The sequence below is a fragment of the Streptomyces sp. NPDC014891 genome, assembly GCF_043081085.1.
Classification (GTDB): Bacteria; Actinomycetota; Actinomycetes; order Streptomycetales; family Streptomycetaceae; genus Streptomyces.
This window is the reverse complement of sequence record NZ_JBIBWF010000008.1, coordinates 326353-342743: the sequence shown is the minus strand read 5'-3', so window position 1 is coordinate 342743 and position 16391 is coordinate 326353. Positions and strand designations below refer to the sequence as shown.

15 protein-coding genes are annotated in these 16391 nt (G+C 73.7%); 3 read left to right on the top strand and 12 right to left on the bottom strand.

Annotation, left to right across the window (positions count from 1 at the left end; all coding sequences use genetic code 11):
• The first annotated feature begins 114 nt into the window (after positions 1-114).
• Positions 115-1401 (top strand): ion channel protein, encoded by a 1287-nt coding sequence (locus ACF09E_RS24250; RefSeq protein WP_392206960.1) that lies wholly within the window; start codon positions 115-117, stop codon positions 1399-1401.
• A gap of 44 nt (positions 1402-1445) precedes the next feature.
• The gene (locus tag ACF09E_RS24245; RefSeq protein WP_392206959.1) at positions 1446-2867 is read left to right on the top strand and encodes a glutamate decarboxylase; all 1422 of its coding nucleotides are present in this window, start codon (positions 1446-1448) and stop codon (positions 2865-2867) included.
• A gap of 50 nt (positions 2868-2917) precedes the next feature.
• Here the strand turns inward: ACF09E_RS24245 and ACF09E_RS24240 are convergent, their stop codons facing one another.
• From ACF09E_RS24240 to ACF09E_RS24210, 7 genes are all read right to left on the bottom strand, one after another.
• A complete protein-coding gene (locus ACF09E_RS24240) occupies positions 2918-4294 on the bottom strand; it encodes an exo-alpha-sialidase (protein ID WP_392206958.1) in 1377 nt (458 codons plus the stop codon).
• Between the two features lie 91 nt (positions 4295-4385).
• Positions 4386-5150: an ABC transporter permease gene (locus ACF09E_RS24235; protein WP_392206957.1), complete on the bottom strand. Its 765-nt coding sequence runs from the start codon at positions 5148-5150 to the stop codon at positions 4386-4388.
• Complete coding sequence (locus ACF09E_RS24230; RefSeq protein ID WP_392206956.1) at positions 5147-6127, bottom strand: ATP-binding cassette domain-containing protein; 981 nt, start codon at positions 6125-6127, stop codon at positions 5147-5149. The genes ACF09E_RS24235 and ACF09E_RS24230 overlap by 4 nt, the downstream gene beginning before the upstream one ends.
• 193 nt (positions 6128-6320) lie before the next feature.
• Positions 6321-6935: a PadR family transcriptional regulator gene (locus tag ACF09E_RS24225; RefSeq protein ID WP_392206955.1), complete on the bottom strand. Its 615-nt coding sequence runs from the start codon at positions 6933-6935 to the stop codon at positions 6321-6323.
• Between the two features lie 74 nt (positions 6936-7009).
• Entirely contained in the window at positions 7010-7552 is a 543-nt protein-coding gene (locus ACF09E_RS24220; protein ID WP_361861789.1) for a DinB family protein, read from the bottom strand.
• A 104-nt stretch (positions 7553-7656) separates the two neighbouring features.
• Positions 7657-9114 (bottom strand): aldehyde dehydrogenase family protein, encoded by a 1458-nt coding sequence (locus ACF09E_RS24215; RefSeq protein WP_388801450.1) that lies wholly within the window; start codon positions 9112-9114, stop codon positions 7657-7659.
• Positions 9115-9215: 101 nt separating this feature from the next.
• Positions 9216-10088 carry a helix-turn-helix transcriptional regulator gene (locus tag ACF09E_RS24210; RefSeq protein ID WP_148003630.1) on the bottom strand — a complete coding sequence of 291 codons (873 nt, stop codon included), beginning with the start codon at positions 10086-10088 and terminating at the stop codon, positions 9216-9218.
• A 306-nt stretch (positions 10089-10394) separates the two neighbouring features.
• Here ACF09E_RS24210 and ACF09E_RS24205 point away from each other — a divergent pair, with 306 nt between their 5' ends.
• Positions 10395-10892, top strand: a complete 498-nt coding sequence (locus ACF09E_RS24205; protein WP_392206954.1) for an ATP-binding protein — start codon at positions 10395-10397, stop codon at positions 10890-10892.
• Between the two features lie 96 nt (positions 10893-10988).
• On the opposite strand, the gene ACF09E_RS24200 is transcribed toward ACF09E_RS24205, so the two are convergent.
• The 5 genes from ACF09E_RS24200 to ACF09E_RS24180 form a co-directional block, all read right to left on the bottom strand.
• Entirely contained in the window at positions 10989-11201 is a 213-nt protein-coding gene (locus ACF09E_RS24200; protein WP_173861569.1) for a DUF397 domain-containing protein, read from the bottom strand.
• Between the two features lie 231 nt (positions 11202-11432).
• Positions 11433-12245 carry a hypothetical protein gene (locus ACF09E_RS24195; RefSeq protein WP_392206953.1) on the bottom strand — a complete coding sequence of 271 codons (813 nt, stop codon included), beginning with the start codon at positions 12243-12245 and terminating at the stop codon, positions 11433-11435.
• On the bottom strand, positions 12242-12973 hold the full coding sequence (locus ACF09E_RS24190; RefSeq protein ID WP_392206952.1) for a SigE family RNA polymerase sigma factor: 732 nt from the start codon (positions 12971-12973) through the stop codon (positions 12242-12244). The genes ACF09E_RS24195 and ACF09E_RS24190 overlap by 4 nt, the downstream gene beginning before the upstream one ends.
• Before the next feature lie 121 nt (positions 12974-13094).
• Positions 13095-13736, bottom strand: coding sequence for a hypothetical protein (locus tag ACF09E_RS24185; protein WP_392206951.1), 642 nt, complete (start codon positions 13734-13736; stop codon positions 13095-13097).
• A 233-nt stretch (positions 13737-13969) separates the two neighbouring features.
• A complete protein-coding gene (locus tag ACF09E_RS24180; protein ID WP_392206950.1) occupies positions 13970-16039 on the bottom strand; it encodes an FUSC family protein in 2070 nt (689 codons plus the stop codon).
• Between the last annotated feature and the right edge of the window lie 352 nt (positions 16040-16391).

The window sequence follows — 16391 nt, the reverse complement described above, 5'->3', positions numbered from 1 at the left end:
GCCCGCCCGGCCCGGGTCGCGGGGTCCGCCGGTGCCTGACGCGTGGCGAGCTGCACGTCCGTTCGACCTGAATTTCGGGATGTTGTGCGGCATTTGCTCACTTATGGTGGGTCGGTGGCCACCGATCACGCTTCGCCCACTCCCCCCGCCGCCGACCCCACCCCGCTGCGGATCCTGCTCCCCCAGGTGCTTCCCGCGCTGGCGGTCGGCGTCATGGCGGCCCTGGTGTTCCTGGGGATCAGCGCCCTGGCGGACCAGCTGAAGGACGTCCTCTGGGACGACCTGCCGAGCGCGCTCGGGATCGGTGACTACTCCGCCCTCTGGATCATCGTCATGCTCACGGCGGCCGGCGTCCTCTCCGGGCTCCTCATCTGGAAGTTTCCCGGACACGCCGGGCCGGACCCGGCGGCCGAGGGCCTCGGCGGGAAACCCCTCGCCCCCGGGATCGTCCCCGGGCTCCTGATCGCGGCCACGATCACGCTCGCCGGCGGGGTCAGCCTCGGCCCCGAGAACCCGATCATCGCGTCCAACATCGCCCTGACCTACTGGCTCGGCCGGAAGGCCGCCCCCGCCGTCCCGGGCGCCGCCTGGGTCGTCCTCGCCTCGTCCGCCACCATCGGCGCCCTCTTCGGCACCCCGGTGGCCGCCGCCCTCGTCATCTCCGAGGCCCTCGCCGGCACCCCGGGGCCCGGCTCGCTCTGGGACCGGCTCTTCGCCCCGCTCGTCGCGGCCGGAGCCGGGTCCATGACCACCCAGCTGCTCGCCGAGCCCACCTTCGACATGGGGCTCCCGCCGCTCACCGACCCCGGCTGGGGCGATCTGCTCTCCTCCCTGGTGATCGCCTCCGCCGCGGCCGCCTTCGGCCTCGCCGCCTGCTACCTCTTCCCCTACGTCCACGCCGCCTTCCGGCGCCTGCGCCACCCCCTGCTGATGCTGCCGCTCGGCGGACTCGTCCTCGGCCTGCTGGGCGCCGTCGGCGGACAGCTGACCCTCTTCAAGGGCCTGGACGAGGTCAAGGAGCTCGCCTCCTCGGTCGGCGGATGGTCCTCCGGCGAGCTCGCCAAGCTGGCCGTGGTCAAACTCCTCGCCCTCCTCGTCGCCGCCTCCTGCGGCTTCCGGGGCGGCCGGATCTTCCCCGCCGTCTTCATCGGCGCCGCCTTCGGACTGCTCGCCCAGGCCCTCGTCCCCGAGGTCAGCCCGACGGTGGCCGTCTCCGCCGGGGTCCTCGGCGTCCTGCTCGCGACCACCCGGCAGGGCTGGATCAGCCTGTTCACCGGGGCGGTCATCGCCGGCTCCCCCGCCGTGATCGCCCTCCTCTGCCTGGCCTCCCTCCCTGCCTGGCTGATCGTCACCGGCCGTCCCCAGCTGCAACTCGACGAGCAGGGGCACGCCCTGCGCTGACCCGGCCCCTCTCGACGCGTCCCACCGCACAGAAGGAGTCCCCCATGCCGCTCCACCAGGGTCCCGCCGCCTCCCCCGCCGAGCCCACCCGCCGCCTGGCTCTGAACCCCTTCTTCGGGGAGGCCGCCAACCCGGTCGGCGGCATGACCGAGGCCCCGCCCCACCACCGGCTCCCGGAGAACCCGCTGCCCCCGGCCAGCGCCTACCAGCTCGTCCACGACGAGCTGATGCTCGACGGCAACTCCCGGCTCAACCTCGCCACCTTCGTCACCACCTGGATGGAACCCCAGGCGGGCGTCCTGATGGCCGAGTGCCGCGACAAGAACATGATCGACAAGGACGAGTACCCGCGCACCGCCGAACTGGAGCGCCGCTGCGTCGCCATGCTCGCCCAGCTGTGGCACGCCCCCGACCCGTCCTCCGCCGTCGGCTGCTCCACCACCGGCTCCAGCGAGGCCTGCATGCTCGCCGGCATGGCCCTCAAGCGCCGCTGGGCCAAGCGGAACGCCGACCGCTATCCCGGCACGGCCCGCCCCAACCTGGTCATGGGCGTCAACGTCCAGGTCTGCTGGGAGAAGTTCTGCAACTTCTGGGAGGTCGAAGCGCGGCTGGTCCCCATGGAAGGCGACCGCTTCCACCTCGACGCCGAGTCCGCCGCCGCGCTCTGCGACGAGAACACGATCGGCGTCGTCGCCGTCCTCGGCTCGACCTTCGACGGGTCCTACGAGCCCGTCGCCGAGATCTGCGCCGCCCTCGACGCCCTCCAGGAGCGCACCGGTCTGGACATCCCCGTCCACGTCGACGGCGCCTCGGGCGCCATGGTCGCCCCCTTCGTCGACGAGGACCTGGTCTGGGACTTCCGGCTCCCCCGCGTCTCCTCCATCAACACCTCCGGTCACAAGTACGGCCTGGTCTACCCGGGCGTCGGCTGGGCCCTGTGGCGCTCCTCCGCCGAACTCCCCGAGGACCTCGTCTTCCGCGTCAACTACCTGGGCGGCGACATGCCCACCTTCGCCCTCAACTTCTCCCGGCCGGGCGCCCAGGTCGTCGCGCAGTACTACACGTTCCTCAGGCTGGGCCGGGAGGGCTACCGGGCGGTGCAGCAGACCTCCCGCGACATCGCCCGCGGCCTCGCCGAACGGATCGAGGCGATGGGCGACTTCCAGCTCCTCACCCACGGCGACGAACTCCCCGTCTTCGCCTTCACCACCGCCCCCGACGTCACCTCCTTCAACGTCTTCGACGTCTCCCGGAGACTGCGCGAACAGGGCTGGCTGGTCCCCGCGTACACCTTCCCCGCCAACCGCGAGGACCTGTCCGTCCTGCGGGTGGTCTGCCGCAACGGCTTCTCGGCCGACCTCGCGGGACTCCTCATCGAGGACCTGAACCGCCTGCTCCCCGAACTCCGCAGCCAGTCAGAACCGTTCACCCAGGACCTGGCCGCGGCAACGTCCTTCCACCACTGACCCGCGCCGCGCCGGGACCCGCCGCGCCCGGAGCAGCCGCCCCCCGCCCGTCAGGCGCCCGGCCGGGTTTCGCAGGCCAGGTGGAACGTCGACCAGCGGGCCCCGTCCTCGGTCAGCGCGTAGCCGCAGGGTGAGTTCTCGCGCAGAAGGCCCAGGGGGGTGCGGCGGGTGTGGTGGGAGCCGTCGGCGAGCCGGGCGAACGTCCGGCCCCCGTCGGTGCTCCGGTACCCGGAGAGCTCCGCGCCGATCTCCACCCGCGCGCCGGGTCCGGGCACCGGCAGGCCGAGCAGCGTGCGGGGCTGCTCGCTCGGTCCCGTCGTCCACATCCGCAGCCAGGTCCTGCCGCCGTCCACCGAGCGGTGCAGCGCCCTCATCGGGTTCTTGACGGGCTCCCCGCCCCTCAGCTCCCCCATCTCCGCCGCGTACACCGCGTCCCTGCCCACCGCCACCGCCGTGTACCGGCCGGGCTCCGCGGTCGGGCCGGGCAGCCGGGCGACCGTCCAGCCGCGGCCCCCGTCCCGGGAGACGGCGACCGCCGCCCGCCCCGACCGCGGGTCCGTGCCCGAGACCCACCAGGAGCCGTCGGGCTCCGGCTGCTCCTGGGGGCGGGGGCGGTCGCCGAGGAGCGGCACCCGGGCCAGCGCCCGCCTCCGGCCGTCCTCCGGGGAGACCACCACGAGCCGGTGCCGCCGACAGTCGTCCGGCAGCGCCCCGGCCGGCTCGGCGCAGTCCGTGCCGAGCACCGCCCCGGCGGGTATCTCCGGGGTGGTCCCGACCGTACGGGTGTCGCCCGCCCGCCAGGTCCGTCCGCCGTCCTTCGTGAACCACGTCCGGTCCCGGGGTCCGGCGCCGCCCTCCTCGACGAGCGCCCGCCCGGGGCCGAGGGCCGTCAGCTGCGACGAGACGCCGTCGGTCCCCGTCACCCGGGGCAGCGGGGACCGCCGCAGCACCCATTCCCCCGCTCCGGCGTCCAGGACGGCCACGTGCTGGCGGCAGAAGCCGTTCTCCGGGGCCGCCGGGTCACCGACGCAGGAGGCGAGCAGCGCGAAGCCGCTGCCGTCCCGGGCGAAGCCCAGACTGTGCGCCCGGCCGGGCAGCCCCTCCGTCGAGGGGATCCGGGGCGGCGCCCCGAAGAGCCCCGCATCCGGCTCCCCCGCCGGCCGTCCGCCCGCCGCTCCCGAGGAACCGGGGCCTTCAGGGAATCCCTGCTCCGCCGACGGCCCCGCCCCCTCCGAAGAATCCCGGCCCTCCGGGAAGGCCGAGTCCGACGCGGCGCCCGCTCCCTCCGGTGACCCCCGTCCCGCCGCGGCCCCCGGCCTCCCCGAACCCCCGTCCTCCCCTCCCGACTTCGCTCCCGCGCACCCGCTCAGCACCGCCAGCACCAGCGCCACGACGGCGCCGACGGCTCCTCCCACGCCCCTGCGCATCGCACGTCCCCCTGTCCTCCCCGGGCGGTCCGCGGTGAACCGCTGCCTTCAATACACCGCTCACCGCCTCCGGGTTCCCACCTGCGCGCCACTACTTCCCCAGCCGGCCGAACCTCCGTACCGCCAGCGGGAAGAAGACCGCGACCAGCGCCAGCGGCCACACCACCGCCGCCCAGACATGGCCCGGCTCGCCGCCGGGCCCTCCGAAGAGGTCGCGGACCGCCGTCGCGGTCGCCGACATCGGGTTCCACTGCACGAACGTGCCGAGCCAGCCCGGCATCGACTCGGGCGAGGCGAAGGCGTTGGAGAGGAAGCCGACGGGCCAGACCAGGATCTGCACCGCCTGCACCAGTTCGGCGCGCCCCGCGACCAGCCCGAGGAAGATCCCGATCCACAGCATCGCGAAGCGCAGCAGGAGCAGCAGTCCCAGCGCCCCCAGGGTGTTCCCGAGGCCGCGGTCGGCCCGCCAGCCGATCGCGTAGCCGACGCCGACCATCACGAGCAGTCCCACCGCCGACTGGAGCATGTCGGCCGCCGCGCGCCCGACGAGGACCGCCCCGCCGGTCATCGGCATGGACCGGAACCGGTCGATGACGCCCTTGTTGAGGTCCTGCGTGACCGCCGTCATGGTGCCTTCGAGCCCGAAGACCATGGTCAGCGTGAGCATGCCGGGCACCAGGAAGTCGACGTAGTCCCCGTCGACGCTCCGGCCGCCGCCGACCAGGTAGCCGAACATCAGCAGCATCATCACCGGGAACACGAGCCCGACCAGGACCTGCACGGGCTGGCGCGCCCAGCGCGCCAGCTCCCGGCGGGTCATGGTCCAGCAGTCGCCCACCACGTACGCGGCGCTCATGCCGTCACCTCCTGTGCCACGGCCCGTCGCGGGGCCTCGTCCCGGTCCGTCAGGTGCAGGAAGACCTCGTCCAGGGTCGGTCGCCGCAGGGCGATGTCCTCCGCCTCGATCCCGGCCTCCCCCAGGGCCCGCACGGTCTCGGTGAGCGAGGCCATCCGGTCCGCCACCGGCGCGCTGAGCAGCCGCCGGTCGGCGTCCACGCGCACCCCCGCGCGCGGGACGGGCAGCAGCCCGGCGGCCTCGTCGAGCCGTGCCCCGTCCCGTACGACCACGTCGATGCGGTCCGCGCCGACCAGCGCCTTGAGCTCGCCGGGCGTGCCGTCGGCCACGACCCTCCCCTGGTCCACCACGGAGATCCGGTCGGCGAGCTGGTCGGCCTCCTCCAGGTACTGCGTGGTCAGCAGCACCGTGGTGCCCCCGCCGACGAGCGAGCGGACCGACTCCCAGACCTCACCGCGCCCGCGTGGGTCGAGTCCGGTCGTGGGCTCGTCGAGGAAGAGCACCTCGGGCTCCGTGATGAGCGAGGCCGCCAGGTCGAGGCGCCGCCGCATGCCGCCGCTGAACTGCTTGACCGGCTTGCGGCCGGTGTCGGTGAGGCCGAAGCGCTCCAGGAGCTCGTCGGCCCGCGTGCCCGCGCGCCGCGCGCCCAAGTGGTGGAGCCGCCCGAACATCTCCAGGTTCTGCCGGCCGCCCAGTTCCTCGTCGAGGGCCGCGTGCTGCCCGAGCAGCCCGATCCGCCGCCGCACCTCCCGCGCCTCGGTCCGTACGTCGTGCCCCGCCACCCGCACCAGGCCCTCGTCGTGGCGCAGGAGGGTGGCCATGATCCGTACGGTCGTCGTCTTGCCCGCGCCGTTGGGCCCGAGCAGGCCGTGGACGGTGCCGCGCCGGACCGTGAGGTCGAGTCCGGCCAGGGCCTCCTTCTCGCCGTACCGCTTGCGCGCGCCCTCCACGAGGATCGCGTCCCCGGTCGTTCCCATGTCGTTTCCTCCGTGAATCGACTTAGTCAAATTTGATCAGCCTCCGCCGCCGGAGCAAGGTATGCCCTGCGGGAGGGTTAGTCAAACTTGATTAGCTGTCTTCCTGATCAGTATGTCTCGCCGGCACTTGACCGCGCCGGCTCCCGACCTCTCCGGCACCCGACCGAGCCGCCCCCGACCGCGCCGCACCCGGTCAGGTCGCGTAGGGGTTCTCCTCGCCCTCCGCGAGGACCCCGACGAAGGGGTCGCCCTCGCCGGCGAACACGTACGCCCCGGACTCGATCCGCTCGATCAGCCCGAGCGTCCACTCCTTGCCGGCGTCCGCCGAGTGGACCCACATGTGCATGATCTCGCCGATGTGCCCGAGCTGACCGGGACCGCCCTCCGGCGTGTAGTACTCGGTCACCGCGGCCCGCCACTCGTCCAGCGCCCGCACCCGCCGCCGCAGCAGTTCCGCGGCCTCGTCCCGGGGCAGGTCCACGATGAAGCCGATGCCCGCCGACAGGACGTCCATCTTCTGGTCGTACGTGGTCAGCGCCTCCCGCAGCAACGCGAAGTACTCGTCGAGCCCCTGCTCCGTCAGCTCGTACTCGACGCGGGGCGGCCCGCCCACCGCGCTCGGCGCCACCTCGTGCGCGTGCAGCAGTCCCTGCTTCGCCATCTGCTTGAGCGCGTGGTAGATCGAGCCGGGCTTGGCGTGGGACCACTCGTGCGCGCCCCAGAACTCCAGGTCGTTGCGGACCTGGTAGCCGTGGGCGCGCCCGTGCTGCTTCACCGCACCCAGGACCAGCAGCCGGATCGCCGACATCGCCGTACCTCCTAGTCAATTTTGACCAGGGTACGCGCGCGGTGGCGCCGGGTGGCGGCGCCGACCGCGAGGCCTCAGCCCCGGCCCTGCTCCGCCGCGATCAGCTCGAAGGATCCCTTGCCGTCCAGGGACTCGCGGATGACGTCGGCGTGCCCGGCGTGCCGGCCCGCCTCCTGGACCAGGTGGAGCAGCATCCAGCGGATCGAGACCCGTCCGCCCGCGGGGAACCAGGGCGCCTCGGGCAGCGGGAAGGTGTCGTCCAGGCTCGGCACCGAACGGACGAACTCCTCGGTCTCCTTCGCCACGCCCGCCCAGAACTCCACGATCTCCGGGACCGTCTCCCCCTCCACCAGCCGGAAGCCCTCGCTCCAGGTCTCCTGGCTGCGCTGCCGCTCGTTCGGCTTCTGCTGCGCCAGCCGGAGCCAGTTCAGCTCGACCTCGGCGACGTGCTTGAGCAGCCCGGAGAGGCTGAGCTCGCTGGCACTGGGCCGGCCGGCCGCCTGCTCCTCGGTGAGGCCGAGGAGTGAGCGGCGGATCGCGGCACGCTGGGCCTCGACGAAGTTGAGGAGCGCTCCGCACTCGTCGCCGTGGGTCTCCGTGGGAACGAGAGCCACCATGATGTCCGCCTTCCGTCGCCGAATCGCCGATGCCGTCCGGCCCGGGTGACCCCGGACCTTCTCGACACCCCTCACGCTACGGACCCTTGCGGACAACCACTGTCCTAGAAGGGGAACCGGCTCCGGCCGTGCTGGATCGAGATCCACTTCTGGGTGGTGAAGCTCTCCACCATCGCCTCGCCGTTGAGCCGTCCGATGCCCGAGTGCTTCTCGCCGCCGAAGGGCACGATCGGCTCGTCGTGCACGGTGCCGTCGTTGATGTGGATCATGCCGGTGTGGATGCGCTTGGCCACCCGCACGCCCCGCTCGACGTCCCCCGTGTGGACGGCGCCGCTGAGGCCGTACGGGGTGTCGTTGGCGATCCGGACGGCCTCCTCCTCGCCGTCGAAGGGGACGATCAGGGCGACCGGCCCGAAGATCTCCTGGCCCAGGACCGCCGCGTCCGGGGCGAAGCCGGTGAGGACGGACGGGGAGACGAGGTTGCCGTCGACCGTGCCGTGCAGCAGGGCCGTCGCGCCGCCCGCGACCGTCTGGTCGACGAGCGTGGAGACGGCCTCCGCCTGCTGGGAGTTGATGAGCGGGCCGATGTGGGTGGCGGGGTCGGCCGGGTCGCCGACACGCAGGGTCTTCACCTTCGCCACGAACTTCTCGGTGAACTCCTCCTCGACCGTCCGGTCCACGAGGATGCGGTTGGCGGCCATGCAGACCTGGCCCTGGTGCACGAAGCGGCTGAAGACGGCCGCGTCGACGGCGTAGTCGACGTCGGCGTCGTCGAGGACGATGAGGGCGCTGTTGCCGCCGAGTTCGAGGACGGCGTGCTTGAAGTTCTGCGCGCAGACCGTGGCGACGTGCCGGCCGACCTTGTCGGAGCCCGTGAAGGAGATGACCTTCGGGACCGGGTGGGTCAGGAGCGCGTCGCCGATCTCGGCGATGTCGGTGACGACGACGTTCAGCAGGCCGGCCGGCAGACCGGCCTCCTCCAAGACCTTCGCGACGAGGGTGCCGCCGCAGATCGGGGTGTTCTGGTGCGGCTTGAGGACGACGGCGTTGCCGAGGGCCAGCGCGGGGGCGACCGACTTGATCGACAGCAGGAAGGGGAAGTTGAACGGGGAGATCACACCGACGACGCCGACCGGGACGCGGTAGACGCGGTTCTCCTTGCCGTCGACCGGGGACGGCAGGATGCGGCCCTCGGGACGCAGTGCGAGCTGCACCGCCTCGCGCAGGAACTCCTTCGCGAGGTGCAGCTCGAACGCGGCCTTGAGCCGGGTGCCGCCGAGCTCCGCGACGATCGTCTCGGCGATCTCCTCCTCGCGGTCCTCGACGATCCGCAGGGCCCGCTCGAAGACGAGCCGGCGGGTGTACGGGTTGGTCTCGGCCCACTCCGTCTGGGCGCGCTCCGCCGCGCGGTAGGCGCGGTCGACCTCACCGGCGGTGGCGACCGTGATCGACGCGAGCTTCTCCCCGGTGTACGGGTTGAAGTCGATGATGTCCCAGGAGCCGCTGCCGGGCTTCCACTCGCCGTCGATGTACTGGTGGGCCAGGTCGGTGAAGTGCGACATGGATCGAGACCCCTCTACCCGCTCTACTTCCGCACGGATGACAGAAGTGACGCCGAAACGCCGAATCGTCGGAACTGATGTCACGTCATCGTACTGATGTGTCAGATGAGTTGGAGGAGCCCTCGCAGAAGATCACGGCTTTCGGCCGGATCGGGCCCTTCCTTCTGCAGTCGCTCCATCACCCGCTGGTACTGGCCGACCTCCTCGCGCTTGTCGAGGTAGAGGGCGCTGGTGAGCTGCTCCAGGTAGACGATGTCGGAGAGGTCGGACTCGGGGAAGCTCAGCATCGTGAAGGCGCCGCTCTCGCCGGCGTGCCCGCCGAAGCTGAAGGGCATCACCTGGAGCGTGACGCCCGGGTGCTCGGAGACCTCGATGAGGTGCCTCAACTGGCCGCGCATCACGGACCGGTCGCCGTAGGGGCGGCGCAGCGCGGCCTCGTCGAGGACGGCGTGGAACTGCGGGGCGCGCTCGGAGACGAGGACCTTCTGGCGTTCGAGGCGGAGCGCGACGCGGCGGTCGATCTCGGCGGCGGGGGCGTCGGGCATGCCCCGGGTGACGACGGCCTGGGCGTAGGCCTCGGTCTGCAACAGGCCGTGGACGAACTGCACTTCGTAAACGCGGATGAGGGAGGCGGCGCCCTCCAGGCCGACGTAGGTCTGGAACCAGCCGGGCAGGACGTCGCCGAAGCTGTGCCACCAGCCGGCCACGTTGGCCTCGCGGGCGAGCCCGAGGAGCGAGCCGCGCTCGGCCTCGTCCCCGACCCCGTACAGCGTGAGCAGGTCCTCGACGTCCCGCGCCTTGAAGCTCACCCGACCCAACTCCATACGGCTGATCTTGGATTCGGACGCGCGGATCGAGTAGCCGGCCGCCTCGCGGGTGATCCCGCGCGACTCGCGCAACCGCCTCAGCTGTGAGCCCAGCAGGATGCGCCGCACCACACTCCCGCTCGCTCCGCCCGATTCGCCTGCGGTCACGGCTCCCAGCCTCCCCTTACGGTGTCGAGCCCCCGTCGAGCCCCGGATTCTGCCACCAAACGCTTCAGCGCGTACACATTCGATTACGGAAAGACGGCGAGTTCCGGGCAGTCGCGGAAAGTTCCCCTCCGGCACCGGACGACTTATGCACAGATTAGGCACGTGGACGGACAGGTCCGGCGCGTGCACGTGCATCTGCCCTTGCATCCAGTGGTCGCATTCGGAACCATGGACCCCGCGCAGCCGCGTACTCGTTCGTGTTGTCGTGTTGTCGCACCACAGTCGCGATTCCCGGGAGTGCCTCGCATGGGGACGAATGGATCGACCGTGCTCGAGCCGTTACGGCAGGGCCTTCCGCCGATCGATCCCGGCGCCGTCTCCACCTCCGCCTCCTGCGCTCTGCCCGCGCGGTACGAAGCCGTCCGCGGGGCCCGCAAGTTCACCAGCGCCACGCTCGACCGCTGGGAGCTGACCGAGCGCTTCGACGACGTGGCCCTGGTCGTCTCCGAGCTCGTCACCAACGCGCTGCGGCATGCGGTGCCCTCCGACGCGCCACAGGAGGAAGGCCAGAATCCGCCGGTTCGCCTGCATTTGATGCGCTGGTCCTCACGCCTGGTGTGCGCCGTGCGCGACCCCAGCCGGGAGAGCCCGGAGGCGCGCGGCGGTGAGGAGGACTTCTCCGCCGAGTCGGGCCGGGGGCTGTTCCTCGTGGACTCGTTCAGCGACAGCTGGGGGTGGCATCCCCTGGCCGGCACGCTGCGGGGCAAGGTCGTGTGGGCGCTGTTCCGGGTCGGCCCGGAGTAGCCGCACGCGTCCGCGTACCGACGCGAAAGGGCCCCGGCGGCGAGACCGCCGGGGCCCTCTCCGTGCGGGTACGTGGTCCGCGCACCCGCGACGCACTCACACTAGGTGGTCGAACTCCCCGTCCTTGACCCCGAGCAGGAGAGCTTCGATCTCCGCGGGCGTGTAGACGAGGGCGGGCCCTTCGGGGTGGCGCGAGTTGCGTACGGCAACGTTTCCCCCGGGCAGTTTCGCGAACTCCACGCACGATCCCTGGGAGTTGCTGTGCCTGCTCTTCTGCCACACGACGCCCCGCAGCTCCGTGGCCGCCATGCCGTTGTACGCACGATGCGCATGATGCACTGGTAGCTCCCCGAGTTGCTTGGTGCAGGTGTCAACTTCCTCGGATCATAGCTGTGTTCATATGCCGGTGCATGAGCAGATGCACGTGCACGGGGGGTGGCGTAGCGGCTACGCGACAGAGCGTGCTACCAGCGGGTACAGCGTCCCGGCCGCCCCTCACCCTACGGGTCGCGGCCTCCCGCCGGACGCCCCGCCGTGCCGTCAGGGCCGGTCGCCCCGCGGCAGCAGGGGCAGCTCGGAGAGGACCTTGCCCGCGCGGTCGTACAGCACCGTGGCGACCTCGCCCATCCCCGGCCCGGTGTGCGCGTACCAGACGCCCCAGCCCGGCCGGCCCGGCAGTTCGAGCAGGGTCGCGACCGCCGTGCGGCCCCCGGCGTTCCTCAGCTCGACGCGGCCCGCGGAACGGGTGCCGTAGTAGAGCCCCGAGTGGAAGGCGCCCTTCGGGCCCCCCTCGCTCTGGTGGCTGACGCCCGGAGCGCCCAGGCCGACGTTCCCGTCGGTGACGCTGCGCGTGTTCTCGTAGCCGTCCGGCCCGGTCCAGTGCTTGCCCTCCGCCGTCAGCCAGACCCGCCAGCCCTTCCCGGCGTCCACCCGCTCGCCGGAGGCGACGGTCCTGACCGGGGTCGGCGCGGGCGGACGCGGCGTCGCGCTCGTGCGGACGGGCGGCGAGGAGGTCGGGACCACGGCCGGCGGGACGACGACCCTGGCCGGTCCGCCGGCCGGCGGGGACGGCAGGACGGGGGTCAGGACGACGACGGCCACCACGGCCGTCGCGACCGCGAGCACCGAGCCCGCCGACAGCGCGGTCGTACGGCGCCGCCGGCGCGCCCGGCCCGCACGCCGGACGGCCGCCAGCGGCAGCGGACCCGGGACGACCTCCGCGGCCGCCCGCGCGAACGCCGCGCGGACGTCGGAGTCGGGACGGGGATCGGGGTCCGGACGGGGGTCGGAATCCGGACGGGGGTCGGGATCCGGACGGGGATCGGGAGGCGTCGTCGGCCGTGCGGGGGTCATCGTCGGGCTCCGGTCGGGGCGGGGAGGGGCGGGGCGGGGGCGGCGGCGAGCCCGGGGTGGGCGCGCAGCGCGGCCAGGCCGCGGCGGGCGTGGGTCTTGACCGTGCCGATCGAGCAGTTGAGGACGCTCGCGATCTCCTGCTCGGTCAGATCCTCCCAGTAGCGGAGCACCATGACCGCGCGCTGGCGGGCGGTCAGGTCGGCTAACGCGGCCAGCAGCGCGGTGCGCTGCTCGACCGTCTCCGCGTGCCCCGCGGAGGTGTGGCGCAGCGACTCCGGCAGGACCGGGGTCAGGAGGTGGACGACCCGCTTCCGGCGGACCCGGCTGAGGTTGTTGTTGATCAGCGCCCGGCGCACGTAGAGGTCGACCTCCCCGCGGGGGATCCGCCGCCACCGCGCGTACACCTTGGCCAGCGTCGTCTGCACCAGGTCCTCGGCCTCGTGGAAGTCCCCGGTCAGGAGCCGGGCGGTGCGCACGAGACGCGGCCAGGCGCCGACGGCGAACTCCGTGAAGCCGTCGTCCTCGACGGGGCCGCCGCCCTCGCCCGTACGGCGGGCGGTCCCGGTTCCGGTTCCGGTTCCGCCGGTCCTGTGGCGCGTCCCGGCGGGCCCGCCGATCCCGGTGGCGGAGGCGCCGCGCGCCCCTGCGGCGGCCGGGGTCCCGGTCGGGCCGCCGGCTCCGGGCGTGCCGGTGGCCTCGGTGACCTGGGGGGCGGACTCGTACGGCACGGTGCCGGACCTCGCGATCGGTCGGTGGGCGGTGGACGGTGGAGCGGTCGGCCGCCGGACGGCCGGAAGGGGGTGGCGGGGCCCGCCCCGTGCCGGGCCCCGCCACGTCTCGCTGCCGCGGTCAGCCGCGGCCGGTCGGGACGTCGAAGCCCGGGAGCTCGGCCAGGAGCCGGCCCGCGCGGTCGTAGAGGGTGACGCCGAGGCTGCCGCCGCCGTTCCCCGCCGACGGCCCGGTGTGGGCGTACCAGACGCCCCAGTCCGGCCGGCCCGGGAGCGCGAGGAGGGTGGCGACGGTCCGGTGGCCCTCGGCGTCGCTCAGCTCGACGCGGCCCGCCTTCCGGGTGCCGTAGTAGACCCCGGAGTGGAAGACGCCGGTCGCGTCGCCCTCGCTCTGGTGGCTGACACCGGGCTCGGAGCGGTCGATGTTGCCGTCGACGACGCTGCGGAAGTTCTCGTAGCCGTCCGGGCCCGTCCAGTGCTTGCCCTCGCGGGTCAGCCAGACGGTGAAGCCGCGTCCCGCGTCCACCCGCTGTCCGGGGCGGACGGTGCGGACCGGGTCCCTGTCCGGCGCGACGGCGGCGGCCGGGGTGGCCGCGGGGGCCGCGGGGCGGACCGCTGCGGAGGCGGTGGCGGCCGTGGAGGCCGCGCGGGTCCCGGTCTCCGCGCGGATCCCGGTGGGCGCTCCCACGGCCGACGGTGCCGCGATCGCCACGGCGGCCACGACGGCCACGCCGCCGACGGCCGCCGGCCAGTGCTTCTTCATGCGGTTGCTCCCCGTGATGCGATGTCGGTGGAGGACCGCGTGTGCCGCGCCCCTCTTCCCTCATCAACTCCTCCGGGCCGTATGCCGGATGACATGCTCGCGAAATTCATACGGGGCGGGGCGGGCCGGGCCGGGTGGGCAAGGGTCGGCGGGCCGAGGCGGGGAGCGGGGAAGGGTCGGCGGGGCGAGGCGGGGCAGGGGAGGCCTGGCAGGGGAGGCGGGGCGGACCGGGGCTACCGCGCACGCGCCCGCGTGGAGTCGGTCAGCGCCGTCGTGACCTCGTCCAGGGCCTCCAGGACGAGCACCGCGCCCTTGTGCAGCAGGAAGTGGTCCGGCGCCTCGTCGGACCAGGCGTCGAGGGTCTCGCGCAGCTCGTCCCACTCCGGCGGCCTGCGCTCCCGTACCTGCTTGGCGCCCCGCTCCGTCGCGTGCCGCAGCGCCTCCGCCAGGGTCGCGGCGGCCGGCACGGGCGGGGCGCCCGGCTCCGGCAGGTGCGCCTCCATGAGCATCGCCACCCGCCCGAACTCCGCGAGCGCGTGGTCGGCCTGCTCGGCCGCCGCGTGCGAGAGGCCCCGGTGCCGCACCGGCTCGTGCGTCGCGCGCTCCACCGCCTCCTGCCAGGCGACGCGCGCCGCCCGGGTGTCGAGGAGCGCCTCGCGCACGTCGGGGCTGCCGGGCCCCATCGGGTCGGCGTACCGCGCGACGACGACGGCCGCGTACCGGCCGACCGAGGCCAGCCAGTCCGCGAGCCGGCCGCGCAGCCGGGGCGTCTCCCAGGCCGGGTAGACGGCGTACGCCAGCATCGCGAGGAGCCCGCCGATCAGGGTCAGCGTCACCCGGTCCCGCACGGTCTGGCTGATGCCCACGCCCTCCATGCCGAGCAGGAAGACGACGTACGCGGCGACGAAGACCTGACTCGCGGCGTATCCCGTGCGGATGAACAGGTACATCCCGAAGGCGCAGACGACCGCGAGGCCCGCCGACAGGTACACGCCCGGGTGGGAGGACTGCACGACCGCCGTCGCCAGCGCCACCCCGACGAGGGTGCCGCCGAACCGGGCCACCGAGCGCGCGTACGTCTGGGAGAAGTCCGGGCGCATCACCATCACCGAGGCCATCGGCGCCCAGTAGCCGTGACCGAGGGGGAGGACCGCGCCCAGCAGGTAGCCGGCGGCCGTGACCGCGGAGACGCGGATCGCGTGGCGCAGGACCGGTGAGTCGCGGCGCAGTTCGGCGCGTGCCTTCACCAGGACGAGCGGCGCGAGGCGGACCAGGGAGGGGCGGGTCCGGGCGGTGGCGCCGGGCCCCGAGGTCTCGGTCCTCGGCTCGGCCGTGTCGACCACGTCGCCGAGGAGCGCGACGAGGCGGATCGCGGCGCGGCGCGGCGGCCCGTGCAGGAGCGAGAGGGTGTCGCGGCTGTGGAGCGCGGCGAGGGCGGGTTCGGGGAGGTCGACCGGCTCGCCGTGCCGGATCGCGTGCGCGGCGGCGTCCAGGACGGAGCCCGTCGCCCCGAGCATCTCCCGCACGTGCGCGCGTGCGGGGCCTTCCTCGGGGACGCCGACGGCCGGGTCGGCGAGCGAGGCGAGGACCGGGCGGATGCGTTCGGCGAGGCCGCGGGCGCCGTGCAGCTCCGCGGGGCGGCGGCGGGCCTGCCCGGGCGTCACGGCGGCCGCGCTGCGGGCGTGCATGAGGGGCAGGGGGTCGAACGGGGCGACCGGGTCGTGGCGGAGGCGGCGCGCGTAGTCCGCCTCGGCGGCGAGCGCGTCCGCGAGGGCGTCGCGCTGGGCGCCCCAGGGGCGGACGGGGAGCAGCACGACCAGGGCCGCCTGGACCACGCCGCCGGCGAAGATCATGGCGGCGTGGCCTGCGGCGGTGGCGACGGAGGAGGGGAGGGTGACGGTCACCAGCATGATCGCCACGTTGGAGGAGGCGATCATGCCGGCGGTGGGGCCGGCGGCCCAGGCGAGCCCCGAGAGGAACGTCCAGAGCATCAGCAGGGCGAGGAAGAGGGGCTCGTGGGAGACGGTGAGGTAGCCGAGGAAGGTCGACACGGCGAGGCTGGCGCCGGAGGCCAGGGCGAGGGTGGGGCGGGGGCGCCAGGAGCGCTGGAAGGTGGCGATGGCCGCCTGGAAGGCGCCGAAGGCGGAGGAGGCGGCGACGGCCGGCCCGAAGACGGCGAGCGAGAAGCCGACGACGAGGGCGAGACCGAGGGCGGCGCGGGCGGCGATCACGGGGTCCAGCCGCTGCCGCTCGACGGTGAGCCCGGAGCGGGCGGTCTCCCTCAACGCCCGGAGCCAGCTCATGCCCCGAGCGTATCCGCGATCGGGCATAACCGGGCATTCCGCCCGAGCGCCGGGGTCGCGTGGGCCCGGATCCCGCCGGATCCCACTGGACCTCACCGGGTCCCGCCGGATCCCATCGGGTCCCACCGGATCCGCCACGATCTGGCTGCCGCGCCCGGCCGTCCAGCCCGCCCGACCTGGCGCACCGGCAACCAAGACCAGCCCGGCCCGGCTCACCCGATGTCCAAGGCCAGCCCGGCCTGCCTGCCGCGCCCGGCAACGCAACCCCGCGGCCCCCAAGCCGCGCCAGACCGCCCGGCCCCCGGGCCCGCCCGGCCCCCAGGTCGTGCCGGACCACCCGGCCCTCCCGACC

Bases quoted from the DNA above. Each gene is read 5' to 3' on its own strand.
- ACF09E_RS24245 (WP_392206959.1), top strand. From the start codon at position 1,446: ATGCCGCTCCACCAGGGTCCCGCCGCCTCCCCCGCCGAGCCCACCCGC.
- ACF09E_RS24240 (WP_392206958.1), bottom strand. From the start codon at position 4,294: ATGCGCAGGGGCGTGGGAGGAGCCGTCGGCGCCGTCGTGGCGCTGGTG.
- ACF09E_RS24235 (WP_392206957.1), bottom strand. From the start codon at position 5,150: ATGAGCGCCGCGTACGTGGTGGGCGACTGCTGGACCATGACCCGCCGG.
- ACF09E_RS24230 (WP_392206956.1), bottom strand. From the start codon at position 6,127: ATGGGAACGACCGGGGACGCGATCCTCGTGGAGGGCGCGCGCAAGCGG.
- ACF09E_RS24225 (WP_392206955.1), bottom strand. From the start codon at position 6,935: ATGTCGGCGATCCGGCTGCTGGTCCTGGGTGCGGTGAAGCAGCACGGG.
- ACF09E_RS24220 (WP_361861789.1), bottom strand. From the start codon at position 7,552: ATGGTGGCTCTCGTTCCCACGGAGACCCACGGCGACGAGTGCGGAGCG.
- ACF09E_RS24215 (WP_388801450.1), bottom strand. From the start codon at position 9,114: ATGTCGCACTTCACCGACCTGGCCCACCAGTACATCGACGGCGAGTGG.
- ACF09E_RS24205 (WP_392206954.1), top strand. From the start codon at position 10,395: ATGGGGACGAATGGATCGACCGTGCTCGAGCCGTTACGGCAGGGCCTT.
- ACF09E_RS24200 (WP_173861569.1), bottom strand. From the start codon at position 11,201: ATGGCGGCCACGGAGCTGCGGGGCGTCGTGTGGCAGAAGAGCAGGCAC.
- ACF09E_RS24195 (WP_392206953.1), bottom strand. From the start codon at position 12,245: ATGACCCCCGCACGGCCGACGACGCCTCCCGATCCCCGTCCGGATCCC.
- ACF09E_RS24185 (WP_392206951.1), bottom strand. From the start codon at position 13,736: ATGAAGAAGCACTGGCCGGCGGCCGTCGGCGGCGTGGCCGTCGTGGCC.
- ACF09E_RS24180 (WP_392206950.1), bottom strand. From the start codon at position 16,039: ATGAGCTGGCTCCGGGCGTTGAGGGAGACCGCCCGCTCCGGGCTCACC.